Origin of the sequence: Bradyrhizobium sp. 61 (genome assembly GCF_023073075.1) — a bacterium.
Lineage (GTDB): Bacteria > Pseudomonadota > Alphaproteobacteria > Rhizobiales > Xanthobacteraceae > Bradyrhizobium > Bradyrhizobium barranii.
The window spans coordinates 108,325-128,714 of record NZ_JADPIU010000088.1 but is presented as its reverse complement, the minus strand read 5'-3'; the positions used below and the strand labels follow the sequence as shown (position 1 = coordinate 128,714).

The window sequence follows — 20,390 nt, the reverse complement described above, 5'->3', positions numbered from 1 at the left end:
GCTCCGTCAGGGCAGACTGGAAAGACCAAGCGAGGCCAGCGAGGCGCAGCCGGTCAGGCCGGCGAGCGTCTCGCGGTTGCGCAGATAGTTGAGGAAGATGGTGCCGCCGCGATGCGTGAAGCCGAGATCGTCGGTGCTCATCACATGCAGCCCGAGCGAGACCTTTGCGCGGATCGGGTTGAGCGCGGGATCGAACGCTTCCTCGACGATGGAGAACTCGGCGACGCGCACCGGTGCGACCCGGTTCTTGCTCCAGACGAACAAGGTGAGCGGCGCCTCCGGCGGCAGGATCTCGAGCGTGCCGCCATCGGCCTGGCTTGCGATGCCGAGCAGATCGTCGACGCTCGGATTGACGAGCGCTTCGAGCACCGCGAGCTGCGGCGCGATGCCGAAGGCGACCGCATTGGCGTGCGCGTCGGGATCGGCGAGCTGGTCGGTGGCGTCGATTTCGGCGTCGAGCTTGATGGTCTCGATCGCGGGCCCTTTCAGCCGGAACGGTTGCGCCCGCCCGCCGGCCGCGCCGTCGCCGCCGGTGCCCTGCACCTGGTAGCTGCGGCTCAGCGTGTCCGGATTGTACTGGAGCGCGATCTGCCGTCGCACCGTGCCGCCGCCCGGCGCCAGCACCACGAGGCCGCCCTTGATCAGTTTTGGGGACGAGGTGAGGCCGGTCATGGCGAATCGTCCTGCGACGGACCACGCGATGGCGGCAGCCGCTTCTGTCGAAGATCGAGCCGAAGGTCGCGCTGATAGCGCTCCAGGCCACATGGCGTGAATGCCGCGATCCGAAGCGGCGTTTCGATGGCGCGGTCGACGTAGAGCGTAAGACCCCGCTTTACATAGACATACTCGTTGCTCTCGACTTCGAACGTTCCCTGGAACGAGTTAAGCTTCGCCTCCGGCTCGCCGAGCCAGCCAAGCAGCGATGACAGCGGCTCGAGGAGATCGACATTGGTCGCGTCGATCAAGATGACGACGTCGCCTTCCGCCCATACCCGCATGCCGCGTGCAAAGCCTCCGGCCGCGGCACTGAACCAATTGGTCCGGTGCCTGGCGCTGCCAAGAAGACCATGGCCGTGAGCGGATCGATCGACATCGAATACGGCGGCGACGTCGTTGAGGGAGGTCTGCTCGGCGAGGCCCGCGAAAGCGCGCAGATCACGGCGGGCCAAGGACTGCAGCGCTGACAGGGCGGGTGCCGCGGTGGGGGTGGCCGGCATAACTCAGCCTCCGATCTTCGCGACGTCGCCCTGGAAATAGGCGGCGTAAAGATTGCGGATGCCGACGATGTTGACGAGCTTCACGGCCTCGGCATACGAGGCGTAGCGTCGGCGCGAGGCTGGTTTCACCGTAATTGGCTTCAGCTTTGCATAGGCGGGGCCCTCGACCGCCTCGCGCAGCCTGGAGTCGTTGACCCTCGGCGCGACATTTTCCCAGACGATCTCGTCGAACAGCGAATCGACGCCTTCGATCAGCGTGTTGTTCTCGTTGGAACCATCCCCGAAAGTGTTGGCGAACGTGTCGTATTCCGTGGTCCGCAGCGTGTGAATGTATTCGTGGATCAATGTCTGGAACATGTCCCACAGGAAGTCCCGGTCATCGACAGGATCATCCTTCTTGAAGATCTGGATGTTGATGTTGCCGAAGCTGGCGGACGCGTCCCAGCCACGGTCTATCTCGTTCAGCTTGTCGACCTGCGCGTCGGTGCTCGTGAAGTCGTCAGCAATCTTGTCGAGGATAATCGCCTCATCGCCTACTGGATCATTGCTGGAATCGAACTGCGGCGAAGCGTTCAATTTCCGGTTGGCCGCACGTATGTCGCGGTCCGACTGGAAGAAGTAGAGTACGAGGGCCTTCGCCATCTTCCTCTTTTCGATGCTATCCATGCCAGCGAGATCAGCTTCGGTGTCGGCGAACAGATCATGGATGCTGCCGCGTGTGAAGGCTGTATCGGCCTTCAGTTCCGGATGTTTCGATTTATCGTAGTAGGCGCCGAAGACCTTGTCGGTTTCGTCCTTGCTCGCCTTGCCGATCCGTTCGAATTCAGCGAGCGCATGCACCTTCGTCGGGTCGCCGTGCTCGGTGGTACCCTTGTCCTTGACCATCTCGTCCCAATAGCGCTGGATCAGATCTGGCATCATGGCGCGGATGGCGTTGTCATATGCCGTCTTTCCTGCGGGGGAGTTGTCGAACGGCAGCGCGACGCCGCCGGAGTCCACCTTGACGTCGGGCTTCAACGCCTTTGGAATATGGGCTTTCTGCGCGGCACCCGGAGCGGCCGTCTTTGACAAGTCGCCGGCGCCGGTGATGAGCGTCACGTCGCGGAAAACACGTTGAAGGAAGACGTCGTAATTCTTGAGGATCCTCTTCGTGGCTCCGGCCTTCTTCATCAGTGCGTCCTTCTTCGCCGGGTCGCTTTCGGCTTCGGCCTGCTCGCCGATGTCGTCGAGCCGACGGGCCAGATCGCTGCGCTCCCGGCCGAGCTCCTGTGCCGCCTTCTCTCGCACGGGCGGATCGAGAGCGAACACCTCGGCCGCGACGGCGGCGATCTCCTCGTCATTTGTCGCCGTCGCAATCCGGATCTTGATGGCCATGGTATCGTAGGCGAAGGTCGGCGCGCCCTTGCCCGGTTCGCCCTGCGGTTCGACGTCGCCCTTGGCGAGCGCGTCGCGTCCGCCGCGAAAGCGGGTTGCGAAGAAGCGCTTCAACCTCTTGTACTCGGCGCCGTCGATGTCGGATTCGAGCTCGGTGACGCTGAGTTTGCCTGAACCGAACATGATCCTCAGTGCGGCGATATCGCTCAGCTCGAGCAGGTCGAGGATCGCGTTCTCGTCGTCATCAAGTGTGGGGCCGTCCTGCATCTCCAGGATCAACAGCGCCTTTTGCAGTGGATCGAGCTTGAACTCGGCCTGGCCGGCTTTCCACCGACGGACGATCGCACGCGCCTTGTTGTCGCTGTCGAAGCTGCCTTCGATCGCTGCGGACTTGGCGATCTTGTCGAGATAGGCGAGCAGCTCCTTGTCGCCGAAATTGCCCTCGGCGCCGAAAAACACGGCGATCGATTCGTACCAGGCGAGCCGCTGCACCGCCGCCGGCGGCACAGTCGCGCCCCGCTGCTGCACGACATGGGCGAGCTCGTGCGCCAGAATGTGCCGGCCACGCGGGCTTTGCGGATTGTATGCGCCGTCGCCGAACACGATGTGGGCGCCCGCGGTGTAGGCGGTTGCGCGGATCGCGCGGGCTGAGGCTGCGGCCTGCGCGTCGGTGTGGATCCGCACACGGCTGAAGTCGGAACGGAATTGACGTTCCATCGTCTCGCGCGTTGGAGCGCCGAGTGGCGAGCCGGCCGATCCGACCACCTCGGATACCGCGGCCGGCGTGGCCGGTCCCGTCGTGCCAGTGGAGCGTGGAAGCGGCGACAGCACCGGGGCCGGGCCAGCCGGCTGCGATGGCCGCAGGGCGTTCTCGGCCGCGTGCTCGGCTTCGCTCTCGAAGCGGTCGCGGGCCGGACGAAGCTCGAGCGAAGGCGCATGGGCCGGCGAGGATTGCTTCGGCACTGCCTTTGGTGCGGCATGCACGGTCATGGCTTGCCTCGCGGAGCGCCGGCGCCGGATGTCGTGGTCAATCGTGCCGCGATCCGATCGGCGACGGCGCGCGGCGCCTCGGCATGGACGGCGCTCGCCTCGTTGGCGGACCCCGTGAGCCGCTGTTGCAAGGCCTGTCCGATTGCGTCGGCAAGTCCCGCAGCTTCGGAGTGTCGCGACGCATCGACGACGAGATGTCCAATCCGGATATCGATGCAGGCATGTTTCATGGCCCGACTCCCGGCCAAGGCCGCTCGAGCTTGGAGAACTCGGCACGCACCGCGGCGTTGATCGCGTCCTGCTCGATCCGTCCGCCGCCGGCGGCGGCCAGGAAGGCGGCGTTGAGCGCGATGGCGCGGATGTTGCCGCCGGTCAGTTGCAGCCTGGCGAGGCCTGCGAAATCCACCTCGCCGAGCGGTGCATCGGCGGGGAACTGCATGCGCCACAATGTTTCGCGCGCGGCGGCGTCAGGGTAGGGGAACTGGACCACGTAGCGGATGCGGCGCAGGAAGGCGCGGTCGAGCGCGCTCTTCATGTTGGTGGTGAGGATCGCGAGCCCGCGATAGGTCTCGATCCGCTGCAAGAGGTAGGCGATCTCGATATTGGCGAAGCGGTCATGGCTGTCGCGCACCTCGCTGCGCTTGCCGAACAGCGCATCGGCCTCGTCGAACAGCAGGATGGCGCCACTGGTCTCTGCGGCCTCGAACAGCCGGCTCAGATTTTTCTCGGTCTCGCCGATATATTTGCTGACCACGCTCGCAAGATCGATGCGGTAGAGATCAAGTGCGGCCGCGCTTGCGATCGCTTCGGCCGCGTAGGTCTTGCCGGTGCCGGATTCGCCCGCGAACAGCGCGGCGGTTCCGAGCCCGCGGCCGTTATGCGCGGCAAAGCCCCAGTCGCCATGGACGCGCGGCCGGTGCTGCAATTCACTCGCGATGGCGCGGAGCTGCGCGGTCACCACCGGTGGCGCGACCAGGTCGTCGAAGCCAACGCGGCTGTCGATCCGCTGAGCCAACGCGTCAAGCCCGCCGCGCACCGCGGCGCGGCAGAGCCGCCATACCGCCGGCCCGAGCAGAGCGGGATCGGCCTGTGTCTCGGCGAGGGCTTCGGTGACCACGAGGCGCAGGTCGGCGGCGGGGACGTTGAACTGCCGCAGCGCCGGACGCAGCGCGGCGGCCTGCTCGCGCGAAAGCCCGCGCAAGGCCGCGACCTGCCGCGCGGCGGCCGGGGCATCGGCGACCTCGAGCCGCAGCATACGGCGCTGCCGCAGTCGCGACAAGCGGGGCGGTTCCGGCGCGTTGAGCACGATCGCGGGTCCCATCAGATGGGCGAGCAGCGTCATCGCATGCGCCTCGGAATCCGCCGTCTCGATCGGGCGGTCGAGCTCCAGCGCGATGACGGCATCCGAGAGGGCGGCCTCGCGGTCGAGCAGACGGGCGGTCTCGGCAAGTTCGCGCGGATCGTGCGGCAGGTCGCGGGCGTGCAGCCACAGGCCGTTCGCACCGAGGCAGGCGAGCACCGCGCGCGCGAGGTCGCGCTGCGGCTCGATCTCGCCGCGAGCGTGACCCAGGGCGGCCAGAGCGGCCGCGCCGGTGCCGAGCGCCTGCGCGATCGTGTTCGCCTGTGGTGTATCGGGCTCGATGGATCCGATCGGCTCGCAGCGAACGAGCCCGATCAGGCGGGCATCCATTGCGGGGACGCCGGTCAGGTAGTGCAGCACGCGCTCGTCGATTTGGATCGGACGGCGCGGCGGCGCCTCGCGGCCCTCGCATGCGATCAGGCGCCAACGCCGCAACGGCCGGAGCGGCGAGAGCGCATCCCAATGTGGCTCAGTCAGCATCTGCATGGCGAAATTGAACGTCGGCTGCGTGCTCGCGATGGCTTCGGGCGCTTGCGCCATCGCCACGCCGACGAGGCGACGCAGCGCACTGTCGAGCTCGACGCCGGCCGCGAGCAGCACGACGTCGCGCTCGAACGCTGACAGGCCGAACAGCTTTGTCAGCGCGTCGAGCGCGGGCTCGAAATCATCGGCGCATTCCGGCGGAGGCGGCTCGGCGTTGGCCGATGTATCGCGCAGCTGCTGTGCGAGGCGCAGGCGCAGCGCAGCGAACTGAGCCGCCAGCCATTGCTGGTTGCGGCTGGCCCAATCGAGCCCCGGCTGCGCTTGCGGTCTGTCGTGCATGTTCATGGCGGCACGCTCAGGGTTTGCGAGGCATCGAAAGCGGGCGCATCGCCGCTGAGATCGAGCAGGAGGCTGTCGACGCCGTCGATGCGCAACCGCGCCGGATAGGCCCCAGCGGGAAGCGTCGCGGGGAAGTCGAACACCAGCGGATCGGTGGCCGCGCTGCGCGGTTTGGCGGTGGCTTCCGCCGTGCCGAGGACGAGGCTCGCGCGCTGCCGCGGCTGCACCTGCGGCCGCGAGAACAAGGTGGCCGTGACGCGCAGCGGCGCAGTCTTGCGCAGCACGGTCGCCGCGGGCAGCGAAAGTCCGGCATCGGCTGCAATGACCAGTGCTGGGGCGATGACCAGGGCCACCGCGTTGGTCTCGCGCTCATTGGCTTCACCGGTCGGCAGCAGGCGCAGCGTGAGGCTCCATTGCCCCGGCGCGAGCGCGGCCTGCGCGGCAGCATCGTTCGGCAGCGTCACGGTGAGCTCGGTGCCGTCGTCGTTGGGTGCGCCGGGTACCAGTTCAAAAGGAGCTGGAAATAGCGGGTGCGCCAACCGCACATGAAAATTGCTGCCGCTGAGGCGAATGCCGGAGAGCACCACGGGCTCGCCGAGCCGTGCGCCGGCCTGCTTGTTCTGCGGCGTCGCCGCAAACAGCGTCGGCAGCGGAGGCAACGTGTCGGGATTGACGACGACGCCGCGGTCGCGCTTGGTCGCGGGATCGATGATCCCGCGCGACAGCACCGGCAGCGGCGAGACTGCGGGCTTCGTGGCTTCGATCAGCACCACCGACACCACATAGGCGGCCGTCGGCCGGTAATGCGACTGGATGGCCGCCCATAGTCGTGACATCTCCTCCGGCCCCATCACAGCCGGCGTGATCTTGATCAACTCGGCCTGATCGGCGAGGTCGGCGGCAGCGAGCGCCTGGAACGCCGGCGGCAGCATCGCGACGTCGAGCGGATTGGGATTGAGCGCGCGCTGCACGGCAGCGCGGTCGAGCACCGGGCGCTCGTGCAACAGATGCATGCCATAGCCGAGCAGGATCTCGGCCTGGCAGTCGACCCGCGCATAGGCCGTCAGCAGATAGTGCAGGTCGAGCGCGAGCGGCGCGTTGGTCAGTCGCTCGCCGCTGGTCGAGGACCGCGACGGCAGGGAACGGTTGCGCCAGCCCGGGTTCGGCGTCACCTGATGCAGGAACAGATTGAGCCGCGGCTGCTCTTCTGCGCTGCTGAGGTCGATCGTGTCGGGCGCAACAGCACTGACGTTCACCGTCCCACCGACCGCGCGCCCGGCCTCGATCAGCCCGTTGTCGAGCAGGTTGCGCAGGACTGCGCTGACCGCGCCGATTGCGAGCGGCGAGCTCATGCGCGGCCTCCGGGTCCAGGGCGGCGCAGATAGTCGGATAGCGACACCGACGGCTTTGGTGCGGGCTTGACGGTGCGTGCCGTGCGTGGGGGCTCCGGCGAGCGGATGTCGATGCGGTCGATCGTCACCTTGATCACCGGCGGTGTCTCGCGCCGGCGCTGCGCCTGGCCGGCGAGCACGGTCTGGCCGAGCGGAAGCGCCGGCGGTGTTGCAGCCTCGTTTCGGGGGCGGGGCGTGTCGCGCAAGACCGTGTCACGCGGCTGTGTGCCGCGTGGCGGATCGCGCGGGGCGGCAGGCAGAGGGGCATCGACAGGCGATCTTGACGGCGCGTCGGTCGATTGAAGCCGCTGTGCGCTAGCTGCGACCTTGGCTTCGAGACGCAACGGTGCGGCTTCGTTGTCCGGCTCCCTTTGTCTGCGCTGCGGCGCCTGCACCCCGGTGGCGGGATCGTCTGCGCCGGTGATGTTCGGCAATGCCGCCGGCGAGGATGCCGGTGTCTGCCTTTCATTCTGTCTTGGCTCGTGCATCGGAGCATCGTCATTCCGGGGCGCGGCGGCAAAACGCGGCGGCAGGGCAACGCGTGCTGCGCCGGGAATCGGTTCGCCGCGGCCGATGCGTGCGAGATTTTGCAGGAGGCCCGTCATGACGTGCCCGCAAGTTGCAGGTAGGCGGCGCGGCGGGTGTGCGGCAATGCCAGCACCTCGGCTTCGCTCCAGCCATATTCGCGCGCGAGCGCGTCGACTTCGAGCAGGGTACGCTCGGCCGCCGCCTGCACCTCGGTCCAGAGCGCCGGCGCGATGTCGATCACGGCCTGCCAGGCGTGGCCGCAATCGGGGCAGTCGAGCGCGAAACTGAGCACCGCTCCGGGATCGCAACGTTCGAGCTCGGCCTCGACCCTGTGCAGGATGTCCTGCGTAGCCGGCGGCGCCTCACCGAGGCAGCGCGCGAGCAAGAGTTTTGCCGCGGCGGCGGAATCGCAGGTCGCGGCGAGGCTTGCAAGATCGGAAAGCGTCGGCAGCCGCAGCGCCAGCTCGCGGCCCCCGTTCGTGATACGCGGCGGCACGGCGTCAGCCGGTGGTGCGAGTCCGTCCGCGAGCGCTGCGCTGTCCGCTGTGAACTCGCAGTCGGTGTGACAGGTGGGGCAGGCGGCGCGCAGCCGCCACGACGCGCCGAACAGTCGCGTGCGCAAGGCCAGCAGCGCGGCATTGCCTGTGCCGATCGAGTCCGTCGGCGCTGCTCCCGCCGCCGCGAACAGGGCATCGTCGCGCTGGCGCTGCGCGCGGCCGGCGGCCCGGTCCCACAGCGTCAGGATGTCCTGCTCGCGTTGTGCGGTGGCGGAGAGCATGGGCGGCCTCAGGCTGGATCGGTGAAAGTGGGCTCGGACGGCTCGGCGACCGCTTGATCGCGCTCCCATCCCTCGTTCTCCAGCTTGATGTGCTGGATCGCCACCGCATTGGCGTTGGCGTCGAGATCGGGCAGCGACTGGTATTCGGAGACCCAGCAGCGGAATAGCTTGTAGGCCAGCGCGAGCTGCCCGGCCTCGTTGTAGACCTCGAGGATGATGTCCTTGCGGAAGTCCTTCAGCGAGACCTCGGCGCCGAGACCCGCGCCGAAATGCCAGACCTTGTTGGCCCATTTCTCGAACTCGGTGTCGTGGGTGACACCGCGATCGAGTGTGATCGCCTCGAACTTGCTGCGGCCGGGCGACTTGCGTCCCGTCGAGGGATCGCCGCCTTCGCGGTGCTCGACCACCTCGGTGGTACGCTTCAACGCCGACACCTTGCTGATGCCGGCGACGTAACGGCCGTCCCATTTCACGCGGAACTTGAAGTTCTTGTAGGGATCGAAGCGCTGCGGATTGACCGAGAATTGTGCCATTTGCTTGCCTCAGGTGTCTTTGCCTCAGGTTGGGATGTCGCCGGCGATCTGCTGGATCTTGATGACGACGAACTCGGCGGGCTTCAGCGGCGCGAAGCCGACGATGATGTTGACGATGCCGAGATTGATGTCGGCCTGCGTCGTGCTCTCGCGGTCGCATTTGACGAAATAGGCCTCGCGCGGCGAGCGGCCCTGGAACGCGCCCTGCCGGAACAGGCCCTGCATGAAGGCGCCGATGTTGAGCCTGATCTGCGCCCAGAGCGGTTCGTCATTTGGCTCGAACACCACCCATTGCGTGCCACGGTAGAGGCTCTCCTCCAGAAACAGTGCCATGCGCCGTACCGGAACGTATTTCCATTCCGAGCCGCGGTCGTTCTGGCCGTGCAGCGTGCGCGCGCCCCAGACCACGTTGCCGTAGACCGGCAGTGTGCGCAGGCAGTTGACGCCGATCGGATTGAGCTGGCCGTTCTCGGCGTCGCTCAAGCTCAACGCGAAGCCGACGCCGCCGTTGACGCTGGCATCGGTGCCGGCCGGCGCCTTCCAGACCCCGCGCGTGGCGTCGGTCCGGGCGTAGACGCCGGCGACGAAGCCGCAAGGTGGAAAGTCGCGCACGACGCCGGATTGCAGCGGATCGGCCTGCATCACCCACGGGTAGTACAGCGCGGAGAAATTGCCGTCTGAGCCGGTCAGGCCGGCCTCGCCGTTGGCGCCGCTCATGTTGGCGACGGTCTCGTTCTGGAGGCTGTCGATGATCAGGAACGCACGGCGGACGTGGCAGCGTTGCTGTAGCTTGGCGAGTGCGCCCTGGGTCGTTGAATTGACGTTGGTGAGACCTGGGACGCAGACCAGGTTGAACAAGTCGATACGATCGACGATCCCGCCGGTCGCGAACAGCGGATCGATCGCGCTGACGAACGGGCCGTCATTGGCGGAGAGGACCGTGCCATCGGCTCCGCCCGCAAATGGTTTCGTGGCCGGGGTCGGTACCGTCGTTGACGCCGTGGTCAGCTTGTCCATGAAGGCGGAGCGGCCGTTGACGACGCTCGGCGCGTAGCGCGGATCCGCCTTGTTCATCGACAGATCCTGGAACGTCTCCACGATGTCAGTGCTCGGCGACGGGCCGATGACATCGAGCCGGAAGCGGGTGCTGTCGTCCGCACGCAGCGTCAGTCGGACGCTGAAGGAGTTGGCCCACAGGCCCGGCGAACTCGCCTCGATACCGAGATCGTTGATCGCGCAGGTCGCGGTCTTGGCGTCGCTGGCGGGCGTTCCCGAATTGAACAGCGCGATCCGCACGACGTAGGCGTCGCTGCCGCCGTTGTCGAAGAATTGGCGCACGGCGTAGCCGAGATTGGCGCGGCGGTCGAGCCCGCCATAGGCGCGCTCATAGTCGGCAAAGCTGGAGATGCGCACGGCACGGTCAACGGGACCGCGCGGCGCCCAGCCGATGAACAGCGCGATCGACGTCGCCACGCCCGAGATCGAGCGCACGCCGCTGGAGATTTCCTCGATATAGACGCCGGGTTGCAGAAGGGCTGAGGGCATGTCGGCTCCTGTGATTTGGCGGTCCGTCTCGCTTGGTCAGACCGCGGCGATGGTCTTGCCTGGCCGGCGGGCGCGCCGCTGGCGCGGCCTGCGCCTCGGGCCGGGCGGATCCCGAATGGCTTCCGACAGGGATTGCGTCGTGATCTCGGTGATGGCCGTGCGGTGCGGCCGCAGCTCGTAGAGCGCGCCGCTTTCGCCGCTTGCGACGATGGTGACGACCTTCATCCGCGGCCGGCTGTGCAGCAGGCTCGCGAGGCTGTCGCGCTCGTCCGGCGCCTTCTGTGCCACCACGAGGACGTCGGCCCGGGTGCGGCGTGCCTCCGTTGCCAGATTGGCGTCGTCACTCGTCCCGACTACGGACAATGCCGGATCTTTCGCGACGACATGCTCGAGAAGATCGGTCATCAGCCTCGGAAATCCCGCAATGAGGATGCGTCTCTGTCGCAATGGCCACCTTTGCGGTGAGCCTTGCACAAGGCGCGACGGCGCGATTGAGCCAAAAGGTCTAGCGAGGATGGAGTTGATGGTCCGGACCATGCCCGCGGCGGTGAGACCGCGACGACGCAAACGGGCGCGTAATGCACCGCGACATGGCGGCTTCGCGCGCGATGCCGGCTCGGAGGATCTAGGCCGAAAGGTCTAGCGGGTCTGGATCCGCGACGGTGCAGACGCGGCCGCGCCGTTCGCGTGCAGATGCTTGCTGATCTCGCCGCGCCGGCGAATCTGCAATTTGCTGAGCACGTTGTGCATGTGGTTCTTCACGGTCGAATTGCGGATCCGCAAGGCTCGTGCGATCTCCTTGTTCGAAAGCCCTTCGCCGACGAAGCGAATGATCTCGTGCTCGCGTGGTGTCAGCGTGTCGACGCCGGCGGCCGGCGCTCGCGTGACGGTCCGCGCAGAGAGTAGCGCGAGGCGGCCGAACAGGGCGGCGGCGACCTTGGGCGAGCACACGAGCTCGTCGCGCATCGCGTTATGGACGGCGGCGACGACGTCGCTGATCGAACCTTCGCGCAGCACGAAGCCGGACACGCCAGCCTCTGCGCAGGCCAGGATGTCCTGCTCGGCTTCGGCGACCGCGATGGCGACGACCTTCAACGCCGGCGCCAGCGCGCGGCAGGCCGCCGATTGCTGCAAGCCCTGCGGCGTCGCTATGTCGACCAGCAGCACCTGTGCGCCGCTGTCGACGACTTTCTCAGGCGGGGTCGCAAGATCACCGTGTCCGGCGATGCGTAAGCATTCCTGCCGGGCCAGGCAGGAACTGAGGCCTTCGCAGAGCAGGCGCACGTCGCTGAGGATGAAGAGGCTGATGGGTATGAGGCCGCCGGCGTCCGGCTCGGCGGGCGGCGGTGATGCATGCGAAGCGGTGAGGTGGGAATGCGGCGGGGCGTGGCGCCCTGCCGAAAATGACGCATTGGACGACATGCCTGCCTCCCGATTGCCAACTCACAACCGTGTTTGCCGCCGCGCCCAGTTGAAGGCCACCAAGATCAAAAAGTTGTATCTTTAATACATTTCCCCTTGAAATTGAGTATCGCGCGTTTTGACGTCGCTGACAAGCACCGACACGGCATCCCGACATGTCGGGGGCGTTTCGACGCATGTGAAGCGGACGATTGACAGGCAGCAATTTAATTTATCAGCGCTGCGCGTGCGGATTGAGATCTGGCCTCTCAGGCCACGACCTTGGCGCCGGCGTCGCCGAGACGCTGGTGTTCCTTTGCGAGATGATCGCCAATCGCATCACCCGACATCGGCTTTGCGAAGTAGTAGCCCTGGATGAAGTCGCATCCCAGGCGGCGCAGGCCGTCGAGCTGGGCGCGCGTTTCGACGCCCTCGGCGACGCAGGCGATCTCCATGTCGTCGCACAGGCCGGCGAGAGACTTGATGATCTTGTGACTCACCGGATTTTCGTTGATGTCGGCGACGAAGCTGCGGTCGATCTTGATCTTGTCGAGCGGCAGCCGATGCACGTGGCTCAGCGAGGAATAGCCGGTGCCGAAATCGTCCAGTGAAATGCCGCAGCCCATGGCCTTCAGCGTCGCGATCGATTGCTGCGCGCGCACGAAGTCGAAGGTGACGGCAGTCTCGGTGATCTCGAAGTCGATCCGGTGCGGCGGCAACCCGCTCCTCTCGATGATCGAGATCAGCGGCAAAATGCCCTCGGCTGCGCAGACATCGTGAGCGGAGAGGTTGAACGACAGGCGGATGTGGTCGGGCCAGGTCCTTGCCGTCGCGAGCGCGCGGACCAGCAGCGCCTGCGTCAGCGGCCGGATCAGGCCGATGCGCTCTGCGGCCGGAATGAAGTCGGCCGGTGAGACCAGGCCGAGGCGGGGGCTGTGCCAGCGCGCCAGGACTTCGAAGCCGGCGGTGTGCTCGCTCATGGCGTCCACGATCGGCTGGAACACCAGGTCCATCTCGGTGCTGAAATCGGCGGTGCGGAGCAAGTTCTCGATGACGCCGCGGCTGCGGATCTCGGCCTCGAGCTCGCTCGAGAAGATCACGGTGCGGCCGCGCAGATGGCGCTTGGCGTGATAGAGCGAATAATCAGCGCATTCATAGAGCGCTTCGGCGCTGGTTGCCGAGCTTGGGAATAGCGCGAAGCCGATCGAGCAGGACAGCCCAGTATGGGCGGTGTCGAGCTGGTAGGGCAGCTTGACCTGTTCGCCGATGCGCTGGCCGAGCCGCATCAAATCGTCATCTTCGGGATCGCCGCACACCACAAGGCCGAACTCGTCGCCGCCGAGCCGGGCAAATTCCACCCGCTGCGGGCCGAAGCCCTCGCAAACTTCGCGGATGCGGCGCCCCGCTTCGATCAGGACGCGATCGCCGACCGAGTGGCCGTAATTGTCGTTGATCGGCTTGAAGCCGTCGAGGTCGATGATCCCCACCGCGACGCGAACGCGCCTGCGCTCGGCGTCGCAGAAGGCGCTCGACAGCTCGGCGAAGAAGCGGCGGCGGTTCGGCAGCTCGGTGAGGGAATCGAGATTGGCGAGGCGGAAGTTCTCGTCCGAGAGCGCTTGCGTTGCCGCCTGCTGCGCCAGCAGCGATTTGCGGCTCGAGACGAGATCGGCGAAGTCGCGGTAGTAGATGAACAGCACCGTCACCATCGCGCCGGAGACGAGAAGGTTGTTGACCGCGATCGCCTTTAGCGTCGGTTCGCCGGTGGCCCAGAAGAACAGCACATAGGGAACGTCGACGACGAGCGTCACGATCAACGCCGCGGAACGCAGATGCATCAGCGAAAAGATGCAGCCGATCACGGTCACCGCCATGTAGAAGGCGACCTGGCTCTTGGCGAAGGCATCGCCGTAAGGGTACAGCGCAAAGGACCAGGCGGTGAAGCCCGCGCCGATCGGCAATGTCATCCAGTTGGTGGCGCGCAGATTGCGCAGGATATCGGCATCGCTGCGCACGAGATGACGCTGGCGCAGCCACCAGAAGGTCCGAAGCGCGGCGAGCACGGTGAGCACGCTCGGCACGATCATCGTCAGCCAGTCCGGCGCCACGTTGACATAGGTATAGGCGACCGCGATCGTGTTGCTCATCAGGATGAAATAGAGCAGCGGGATCTGCTTCGAGAAGGCGTCGAACTGCGCGCGCGTCAGGTCCGGGTTGTCGGCCGGCACGCGAAACAGCCGCATCGCGGCGGCGAGCTGAGACTTCAAATTGACGACAGGCATTGCAATACGCGCCCCGGATCCCTTCAAAACGGCGGCGATCTTGCACGACGGGGGTAAAGGTCGCGTTAGGTGGGGCTGCACGAAAAGCCAGCGCAGGTTGCGCGCGGCCGCGGGATTTTCCAGCCGCGTGTATTGGTGAGGCCGTGTTAAGGATATCCGGCGGCCGAGGCGCGTGTCTCAGGCACACCTTGCCCGCAGCCACCCGCAGCTACGATCCGCTAACCATGCGAGACCTTGGCTTTCACATCGGCGACGGCGCGTGGCCGCGCGATCAGCCGACGCACGTGCTTGCGCAAGCTACGTCGTGCGAGGTGCAGCAGCAACGGCCTCGTGTCCGCGATAATTCATGAGCATGCACGGAATAGCGGTCGCCGTTCGGTTTGAGCATGGCGGCTATCGCTGGAATGCGGCCGCTTGCTGTTTGACCGCGCGCAGGCGGTCCGCCATACTTTGCGTCAAGGCGAGCCAGAAAGACTTGTCGACACCGGGAGCTGAAATGACCAATTCGTTGTCCGTCCTTGCGGGGACGCTGATTTTCGTCGTCTCCTTCACTTCAATTGCACTGTCGCAGCCGGCCTGCGTCACCCAGAACATGGCCGTGCCGCCCGGGGCCAACACCACCGACAAGGCGGCACCGTTCTTCATCGACACGACGGGCCTCGATTTCAAGACGGCGCCGCCGACGCGCGATCCCTCGAACCCCAACTATCCGCGCGCGACCGAGCTACCCGACGGAACGCTGCCGCCGTCCGGCGCCGAGGGCAATTTCATCATCGGGCCCACCCACAATCCCGCGCCGGAGACGATTGCGAAGGAAGGCGTACCACGCGGCACGACAAAATCCTTCACGCTGACGTCGAAGGAGAGCACGATCTACAATCCCGGCCTGATCCGCGACGACGTCGCCGGCTGCACCAATTCCTCGATCATGACGACCGTCACCGCGCCGGATGACAAGTCGCACATGATCGTCACCACCAGCCATCCTGGAATCTGGTCACGCACGATCGACGTCTACGTGCCGGCGCAATATGTACGCGGCACCGAGGCGCCGTTCATCGTGGTCGGCGACGGCGGCTCCAACGCCTACAAGGACCTCGCCACGACGCTCGATAATCTGATCGCGCAGCGCCGCGTGCCACCGATGATCGCGATCCAGATCGGCAACGGCGGGCAGGATGCGCAGGGCAGCCAGCGCGGCCGCGAATACGATGCGGTGTCAGGCGACTATGCGCAGTTCGTCGAGCGCGAGGTGCTGCCGCTGGTCGAGAAGAACGCCGACGTCAAGTTGACCAAAAAACCCGACGGGCGCGCGACCATGGGCCTGAGCTCGAGCGGTGTGGCGGCCTTCACCATGGCGTGGTTCTATCCCGATCTCTATCGCCGCGTGCTGGCCTTCTCGCCGACGATGGTCAACCAGCAATGGCCGCACGATCCGTCGCTGCGTGGCGGCGCCTGGGAATATCACAGCGCATGGACGGGGCCGGGCGGTCCCAACCTCATATCAAAGGCCGGCGTGCTCACGCCGGCCGAGCCGCCCGGCGTGCCGCTGATCGTCGCCGCGCCGGCGAAGCCGATCCGCTTCTGGTTCTTCGGCGGCGACCAGGACCTGTTCTATCCGAACCCCACCATTCCCGACGGCATGCACGACTGGACCCTGTCGAACGCGCTGATGGCGAAGGTGCTGGCGGAGAAGGGCTACCACTACCAGTTCCTGTTCGTGCGCAACGCCAAGCACGTCGACCGGCCGACGATCGCGCAAACGCTGCCGTCGGCGCTGGAGTGGGTCTGGAAGGGCTATCCGATCCCCTGAACGCGAAGTCGCGCGAAATCTAGCGGCCAATCCCAATCGTCACGCCGGCGGTCGAGCGCATGGCGTCCCGGAGGGTCGTCGCGTTCATGTCGTCAAGGATCTGACGTGTCAGCACGGTGGTCTGGCCGGGCGTGTTGAGGATCGTCTGGCCGCGCGAGGTCGAGAGCCGGTCGGCCTTGTAGGGCGCGGCCCGATCGGTCGCGGGCGCATGGTGCGGGCGTTTGCCGGACGCCGCAAAGGCCCCTTGCGAGATGCAGAGGGCGGCGATCACGACCAGGCGCAATGATCTTGCGGGCATGCGGCCTCCCATGTCCAAGCCGTCAGCCTAGCATATGGCGGGCATGGTCGCAGAGGACAAGGGTCAGGCGAGAGCGGCCCGGCGCTCCCGTACCGGTTCGCGGGGCCGGTCGGGGTTACGCGGCTCGGCGAGCCGGGTAAAGCTGCGCTGACCCGCCGACGCGGGCGCCTCGACGACGACGCCCTCGCAGACGATCTGCCCGTCCAGCATCCTGAATTCGAGCTTGTCGTAGCGTGGCATGGTCTCGCCGGGCGCGGGCGGCAGCAGCTCGACGCGGCCCTGGATGTTCAGCGTGGCGTCGCCGGCGCCGTGAAGCCGCGGATTCCACATCCTGATCCCGGTCTCCGTCCAGCGCTGCCGGATCAACGTGGCGCGGTCGACGGGTTCCACGACCTTTGCGCGCGTCTTCGGCGCGCTGGGGATCACCGGAGCGGGAGACTCGAGGATCGGCTCCGGCGCGACATGCGTGACGGCGCTTGCCGTGTCGGCGGAGGAATCCTCCGCGGCGATCGTTGCGATCGGGGCGGGATCGTTGGCCGGGACCGGCTCGATCTCCATTGCGACGACAGCGAAGGCAGCGCTGTCGATGCTGCTCTCGGAGACCTCCCCCGCCGAGACGTCGCTGTCCGCAAGCGCGACGCACGTGTCCTCTACGACAGTCGGCTCCACATCAGCGACGTCAGAGGAGGTATCGTCGTTGACGGCGAGAACGGGGGCATCAACCGGTGCGATCTCGATGTCGATAGACGAGACCAGCGCCTCCTCTGCGACGACAAGCTCCACCTCGGTCGCGAGTTCGGGAGATGCATCGTTGCTGACGACGGGCTCGGAAACGTTGGCCTGCCGGCTCTCGGCCTCGACAGGCGACAGCCGCGCCTCTTCAACGATGACGGGTTCAGCGATCTCCGGAAGTTCCACAGACGGGTCGCTGCTGACGAGCTCGGGTGCACCGACCGGCTCGCTCTCGATCTCGACAACCGGGACCGGTGTCTCTTCTACGACGACGGGTGCGACGCTGGTTTCAGGCTCCGCGGGCGGATCGTTGGTGACGAGCTCATGAGCATCGACGGCCGCGCTCTCCACCTCGACTGACGAGACCGAAACCTCTTCGACGACGACCGCCTCGACCTCTGTCGGTGCTTCCAAGGATGGATCATCGGCGACGCTGATATCAGTTGGCGCCGCGGACGAGCTCTCCGGGATGACAGAGATAGCGGCGCCATCTTCGGCGACCGGAGCCGCAACGGCGATCTCGGTGTCACTGCGCAGCGGGCTCGTGCTGATGCTGTCGGGAGCCGGAACAGCTTCTGCGATGTCGGCGACGATTGCGGGCGAATCGCTTACCGCGATCGGCGCGACATCGATGCTGCCGCCGTGAGGCAAGGGCCTAAGCCGGGTGAACGCCCATTTCACCGCGGGAATGCGGCGCAGCAACGATATCAGTCTCGAAAGCACAGGGAGTTGTCCAAGAGGTACTCGGCGTGAAGCAATCGCTGATTCGCCAGCAATGCAAAAAACTGCCCCGGCCGTCACATCGATGTCAATGTCGGTGGGACCAATTGCAGAACATCCGTGCGTCCACCGCGCGGGAAAGGGCAACGCGACTGCCGTGTCGGATGCGACAATGCTCCACCGCCGGGTTGCGGGCGGTCGCGCCTAGGATGGGCGGGACAGCAACGCAAAGCACGCGCATGTCCGATCCTCCCGACGACAGGATCGTTCCGATCCGCTCGTTGCAAGGCGCCCGGCTCGACGAGCGCTTTGATGCAACGCTTGCGGACCTCGAGGCGCGCCGCGATGAACTCGTGCAAATCATCTCGCGTCTCACCGACGGCTTGAGCGTGATCGATCAGGCCGCCGCTGGCGGATCAGCCCAGTCGGCGCGCGATCTGCTCGATCTGCTGGCCACGGCCAAAGCCCAGCTGAACGAGGTGACGGCCATCATCGAAAAGCTGCGGTCGTCCTGAAGCTCCGGCGCGGCAGACGGCCAATGTGACCGCGCCCACAGAGTTGCCGCGCCGATCCCCGATACGCTTCCTTCGACGGCGAAGGAGAAAAGACGTGATCCGCAAGACATACCCGGCCGCTGATGCGCCGAACGTCGGACTTCCCTGCGTCATCCTTCCCGCCTAAGTTCAAACGTCTGGGGAGTGAGGACAACGCAATGAGAAAGCTTGCCGCCATCGCAGCGGTTCTGGTCTGGTCGACATGCGCATTCGCGCAGGATCGCACCATCACCGTGGCCTCGACGACGTCGACGGAACAGTCGGGCCTGTTTGGTTACCTGCTGCCGTTGTTCTCGAAGGCGGAGGGCATCGAGGTGAAGGTCGTTGCCGTCGGCACCGGCCAGGCGCTCGACATCGGGCGGCGCGGCGATGCAGACGTGGTGTTCGTGCATGACAGGCCGGCCGAGGACAAGTTCATGTCCGAGGGGCAGGGCGTGAAGCGCTTCGATGTCATGTACAATGACTTCATCATTGTCGGTCCGAAGAGCGATCCCGCAAAGATCGCCGGCGGCAAGGACGTCACGGATGCGCTGCGCAAGATCGCGGCGGCGAAGGCGCCATTCATCTCGCGCGGCGACAAGTCCGGCACCCATGCGGCCGAGCTGAGATTGTGGAAGGAGGCGGGCGTCGATATCGGCGCCAGCAAGGACAGCTGGTATCGCGAGATCGGCCAGGGCATGGGTCCGGCGCTGAACATGGCCTCGTCGTCGAACGCCTATCTCCTGTCGGACCGTGGCACCTGGCTGTCGTTCAAGAACCGGGGCGAGCTTGCCGTCCTGACTGAGGGCGACAAGCGGCTGTTCAACCAGTATGGCGTCATGCTGGTGAATCCGGCGACGCATGCGAATGTGAAGGCGAAGGACGGACAGGCCTTCATCGACTGGCTGGTTTCGCCGAAGGGGCAGGATGCGATCGCCGGCTACAAGGTCGGCGGCGAGCAGCTATTTTTCCCCAACGCGTCCCACTAGCAGGAAGGCGACGGTCGACACCGCCACGCTCAGCGCGAGCAGGATCAGCCCGAGCCCAAGTGCCAGCGGCAGGTCGCCCTTGCTGGTCTCCAGTGCGATCGCCGTCGTCATCGTGCGCGTGAAGCCGCGGATGTTGCCACCGACGATGATGATGGCGCCGACCTCGGCGATCGCGCGTCCGAACGCCGCGAGAAAGGCCGTCAGCAGCGACGTTCGGCCGAGCGCGAACAGCAAGCCGATGCTGCGCAGCGTCGATAGTCCGTCGATCCGCGCGAGGTCGCCATACTCGGCCCAAAGCAGGCTCGCCGGCCGGTGCACCAGCGCGACCACGATCGGGGTCGCGAGCAGGGTCTGCGCGATCACCATGGCGGTCGGCGTGAACAACAGTCCGGCTGCCCCGAGCGGGCCGGACCGCGACAGCAGAAGATAGAGCGCAAGCCCGACCACGACCGGCGGCAGGCCGAGCAGCGCATTGGTCAGCACGATGACGACCTGTCGCCCGCGGAATCGGGTGATCGCGAGCAGGGCCCCGATGGGCGCGCCGATCAGCAGCGCGACGATGCCGGCGGTCAGGCTGACACGAACCGACAGCGCGACGATGCCGAGCAGCTCGGCGTCGGCCTCGCCGATCAGCGTGAGCGCGGCGCCGATGGATCGCGCGAAATCGTTCATCCGGCCGGACGCTGTTGCGCCGGCAGGAGATCAAGCACCAGATCCGAAGGGCGGGAAAGCCTGACGCCGTTCGGGGTCACCACGATCGGCCTGTTGATCAGGATCGGATGTACCATCATCGCTTCGAGCAGCGGGTCATCCGTCAGTGCCGGGTTGTCGAGCCCGAGCTCCGGATAGGGCGCCGCCTTTTCACGGACCGCCTCGCGCACCGAAATCCCCATGCGCGCGACGAGCTGCTGCAACAAGGTTCGCGAAGGTGGCGTCTTCAAATATTCGACCGCGTGCGGCTCGATGCCGGCACTCCTGATTGTGGCAAGCGCGCTGCGCGACGTGCCGCAATCGGGATTGTGGTAGATGATCACGTCCATTCGAAAGCCCCCGGGCCTGGACCTTCGCGCGTTCTCGCCGCGGCGAG

The 20,390-nt window shown here is 66.2% G+C and carries 20 protein-coding genes; 3 read left to right on the top strand and 17 right to left on the bottom strand.

Features of this window, described 5'->3' with window-relative positions; all coding sequences use genetic code 11:
- Positions 1-6: 6 nt before the first annotated feature.
- The 13 genes from IVB46_RS37185 to IVB46_RS37125 all read right to left on the bottom strand — a co-directional run bounded on the left by IVB46_RS37185 (position 7) and on the right by IVB46_RS37125 (position 14,218).
- Positions 7-672 (bottom strand): hypothetical protein, encoded by a 666-nt coding sequence (locus tag IVB46_RS37185; RefSeq protein ID WP_247303517.1) that lies wholly within the window; start codon positions 670-672, stop codon positions 7-9.
- Positions 669-1,217, bottom strand: a complete 549-nt coding sequence (locus tag IVB46_RS37180) for a hypothetical protein (RefSeq protein ID WP_247303515.1) — start codon at positions 1,215-1,217, stop codon at positions 669-671. Before IVB46_RS37180 ends, IVB46_RS37185 begins: the two co-directional genes overlap by 4 nt.
- A gap of 3 nt (positions 1,218-1,220) precedes the next feature.
- Positions 1,221-3,581: a DUF4157 domain-containing protein gene (locus tag IVB46_RS37175; RefSeq protein WP_247303513.1), complete on the bottom strand. Its 2,361-nt coding sequence runs from the start codon at positions 3,579-3,581 to the stop codon at positions 1,221-1,223.
- Positions 3,578-3,811: a hypothetical protein gene (locus IVB46_RS37170; RefSeq protein ID WP_247303511.1), complete on the bottom strand. Its 234-nt coding sequence runs from the start codon at positions 3,809-3,811 to the stop codon at positions 3,578-3,580. The genes IVB46_RS37175 and IVB46_RS37170 overlap by 4 nt, the downstream gene beginning before the upstream one ends.
- Complete coding sequence (locus tag IVB46_RS37165) at positions 3,808-5,769, bottom strand: ATP-binding protein (RefSeq protein ID WP_247303509.1); 1,962 nt, start codon at positions 5,767-5,769, stop codon at positions 3,808-3,810. Before IVB46_RS37165 ends, IVB46_RS37170 begins: the two co-directional genes overlap by 4 nt.
- The gene (locus IVB46_RS37160; protein ID WP_247303507.1) at positions 5,766-7,115 is read right to left on the bottom strand and encodes a DUF4255 domain-containing protein; all 1,350 of its coding nucleotides are present in this window, start codon (positions 7,113-7,115) and stop codon (positions 5,766-5,768) included. The genes IVB46_RS37165 and IVB46_RS37160 overlap by 4 nt, the downstream gene beginning before the upstream one ends.
- Positions 7,112-7,759 (bottom strand): hypothetical protein, encoded by a 648-nt coding sequence (locus IVB46_RS37155; RefSeq protein ID WP_247344762.1) that lies wholly within the window; start codon positions 7,757-7,759, stop codon positions 7,112-7,114. Before IVB46_RS37155 ends, IVB46_RS37160 begins: the two co-directional genes overlap by 4 nt.
- Complete coding sequence (locus IVB46_RS37150) at positions 7,756-8,460, bottom strand: hypothetical protein (protein WP_247303503.1); 705 nt, start codon at positions 8,458-8,460, stop codon at positions 7,756-7,758. Before IVB46_RS37150 ends, IVB46_RS37155 begins: the two co-directional genes overlap by 4 nt.
- An 8-nt stretch (positions 8,461-8,468) precedes the next feature.
- Complete coding sequence (locus IVB46_RS37145) at positions 8,469-8,993, bottom strand: phage tail protein (RefSeq protein WP_071911630.1); 525 nt, start codon at positions 8,991-8,993, stop codon at positions 8,469-8,471.
- A 24-nt stretch (positions 8,994-9,017) separates the two neighbouring features.
- The gene (locus IVB46_RS37140) at positions 9,018-10,538 is read right to left on the bottom strand and encodes a phage tail sheath subtilisin-like domain-containing protein (RefSeq protein WP_247303502.1); all 1,521 of its coding nucleotides are present in this window, start codon (positions 10,536-10,538) and stop codon (positions 9,018-9,020) included.
- Positions 10,539-10,574: 36 nt separating this feature from the next.
- The gene (locus tag IVB46_RS37135; protein WP_085405637.1) at positions 10,575-10,943 is read right to left on the bottom strand and encodes a hypothetical protein; all 369 of its coding nucleotides are present in this window, start codon (positions 10,941-10,943) and stop codon (positions 10,575-10,577) included.
- A 234-nt stretch (positions 10,944-11,177) separates the two neighbouring features.
- Entirely contained in the window at positions 11,178-11,960 is a 783-nt protein-coding gene (locus IVB46_RS37130; RefSeq protein ID WP_247303500.1) for a response regulator transcription factor, read from the bottom strand.
- 248 nt (positions 11,961-12,208) lie between these two features.
- Positions 12,209-14,218, bottom strand: coding sequence for an EAL domain-containing protein (locus IVB46_RS37125; protein WP_247303498.1), 2,010 nt, complete (start codon positions 14,216-14,218; stop codon positions 12,209-12,211).
- Between the two features lie 496 nt (positions 14,219-14,714).
- Here IVB46_RS37125 and IVB46_RS37120 point away from each other — a divergent pair, with 496 nt between their 5' ends.
- Positions 14,715-16,031 carry an alpha/beta hydrolase-fold protein gene (locus IVB46_RS37120; protein WP_247303496.1) on the top strand — a complete coding sequence of 439 codons (1,317 nt, stop codon included), beginning with the start codon at positions 14,715-14,717 and terminating at the stop codon, positions 16,029-16,031.
- Positions 16,032-16,050: 19 nt separating this feature from the next.
- Here IVB46_RS37120 and IVB46_RS37115 read toward each other — a convergent pair whose 3' ends face one another.
- Positions 16,051-16,329: a Plug domain-containing protein gene (locus tag IVB46_RS37115; protein ID WP_247303494.1), complete on the bottom strand. Its 279-nt coding sequence runs from the start codon at positions 16,327-16,329 to the stop codon at positions 16,051-16,053.
- Positions 16,330-16,392: 63 nt separating this feature from the next.
- Positions 16,393-17,928 carry a hypothetical protein gene (locus IVB46_RS37110; protein ID WP_346016154.1) on the bottom strand — a complete coding sequence of 512 codons (1,536 nt, stop codon included), beginning with the start codon at positions 17,926-17,928 and terminating at the stop codon, positions 16,393-16,395.
- 92 nt (positions 17,929-18,020) lie between these two features.
- On the opposite strand from IVB46_RS37110, the gene IVB46_RS37105 reads away from it, so the two are divergent.
- Together IVB46_RS37105 and IVB46_RS37100 are read left to right on the top strand one after the other, a co-directional pair.
- Positions 18,021-18,296, top strand: coding sequence for a hypothetical protein (locus tag IVB46_RS37105; protein WP_041959014.1), 276 nt, complete (start codon positions 18,021-18,023; stop codon positions 18,294-18,296).
- 197 nt (positions 18,297-18,493) lie between these two features.
- Entirely contained in the window at positions 18,494-19,303 is an 810-nt protein-coding gene (locus tag IVB46_RS37100) for an extracellular solute-binding protein (protein WP_247303489.1), read from the top strand.
- Here the strand turns inward: IVB46_RS37100 and IVB46_RS37095 are convergent.
- Together IVB46_RS37095 and arsC are read right to left on the bottom strand one after the other, a co-directional pair.
- A complete protein-coding gene (locus tag IVB46_RS37095; protein WP_247303487.1) occupies positions 19,277-19,975 on the bottom strand; it encodes an ABC transporter permease in 699 nt (232 codons plus the stop codon). The genes IVB46_RS37100 and IVB46_RS37095 overlap by 27 nt on opposite strands.
- On the bottom strand, positions 19,972-20,343 hold the full coding sequence (gene arsC, locus IVB46_RS37090; protein WP_247303485.1) for an arsenate reductase (glutaredoxin): 372 nt from the start codon (positions 20,341-20,343) through the stop codon (positions 19,972-19,974). The genes IVB46_RS37095 and arsC overlap by 4 nt, the downstream gene beginning before the upstream one ends.
- Positions 20,344-20,390 lie beyond the last annotated feature (47 nt).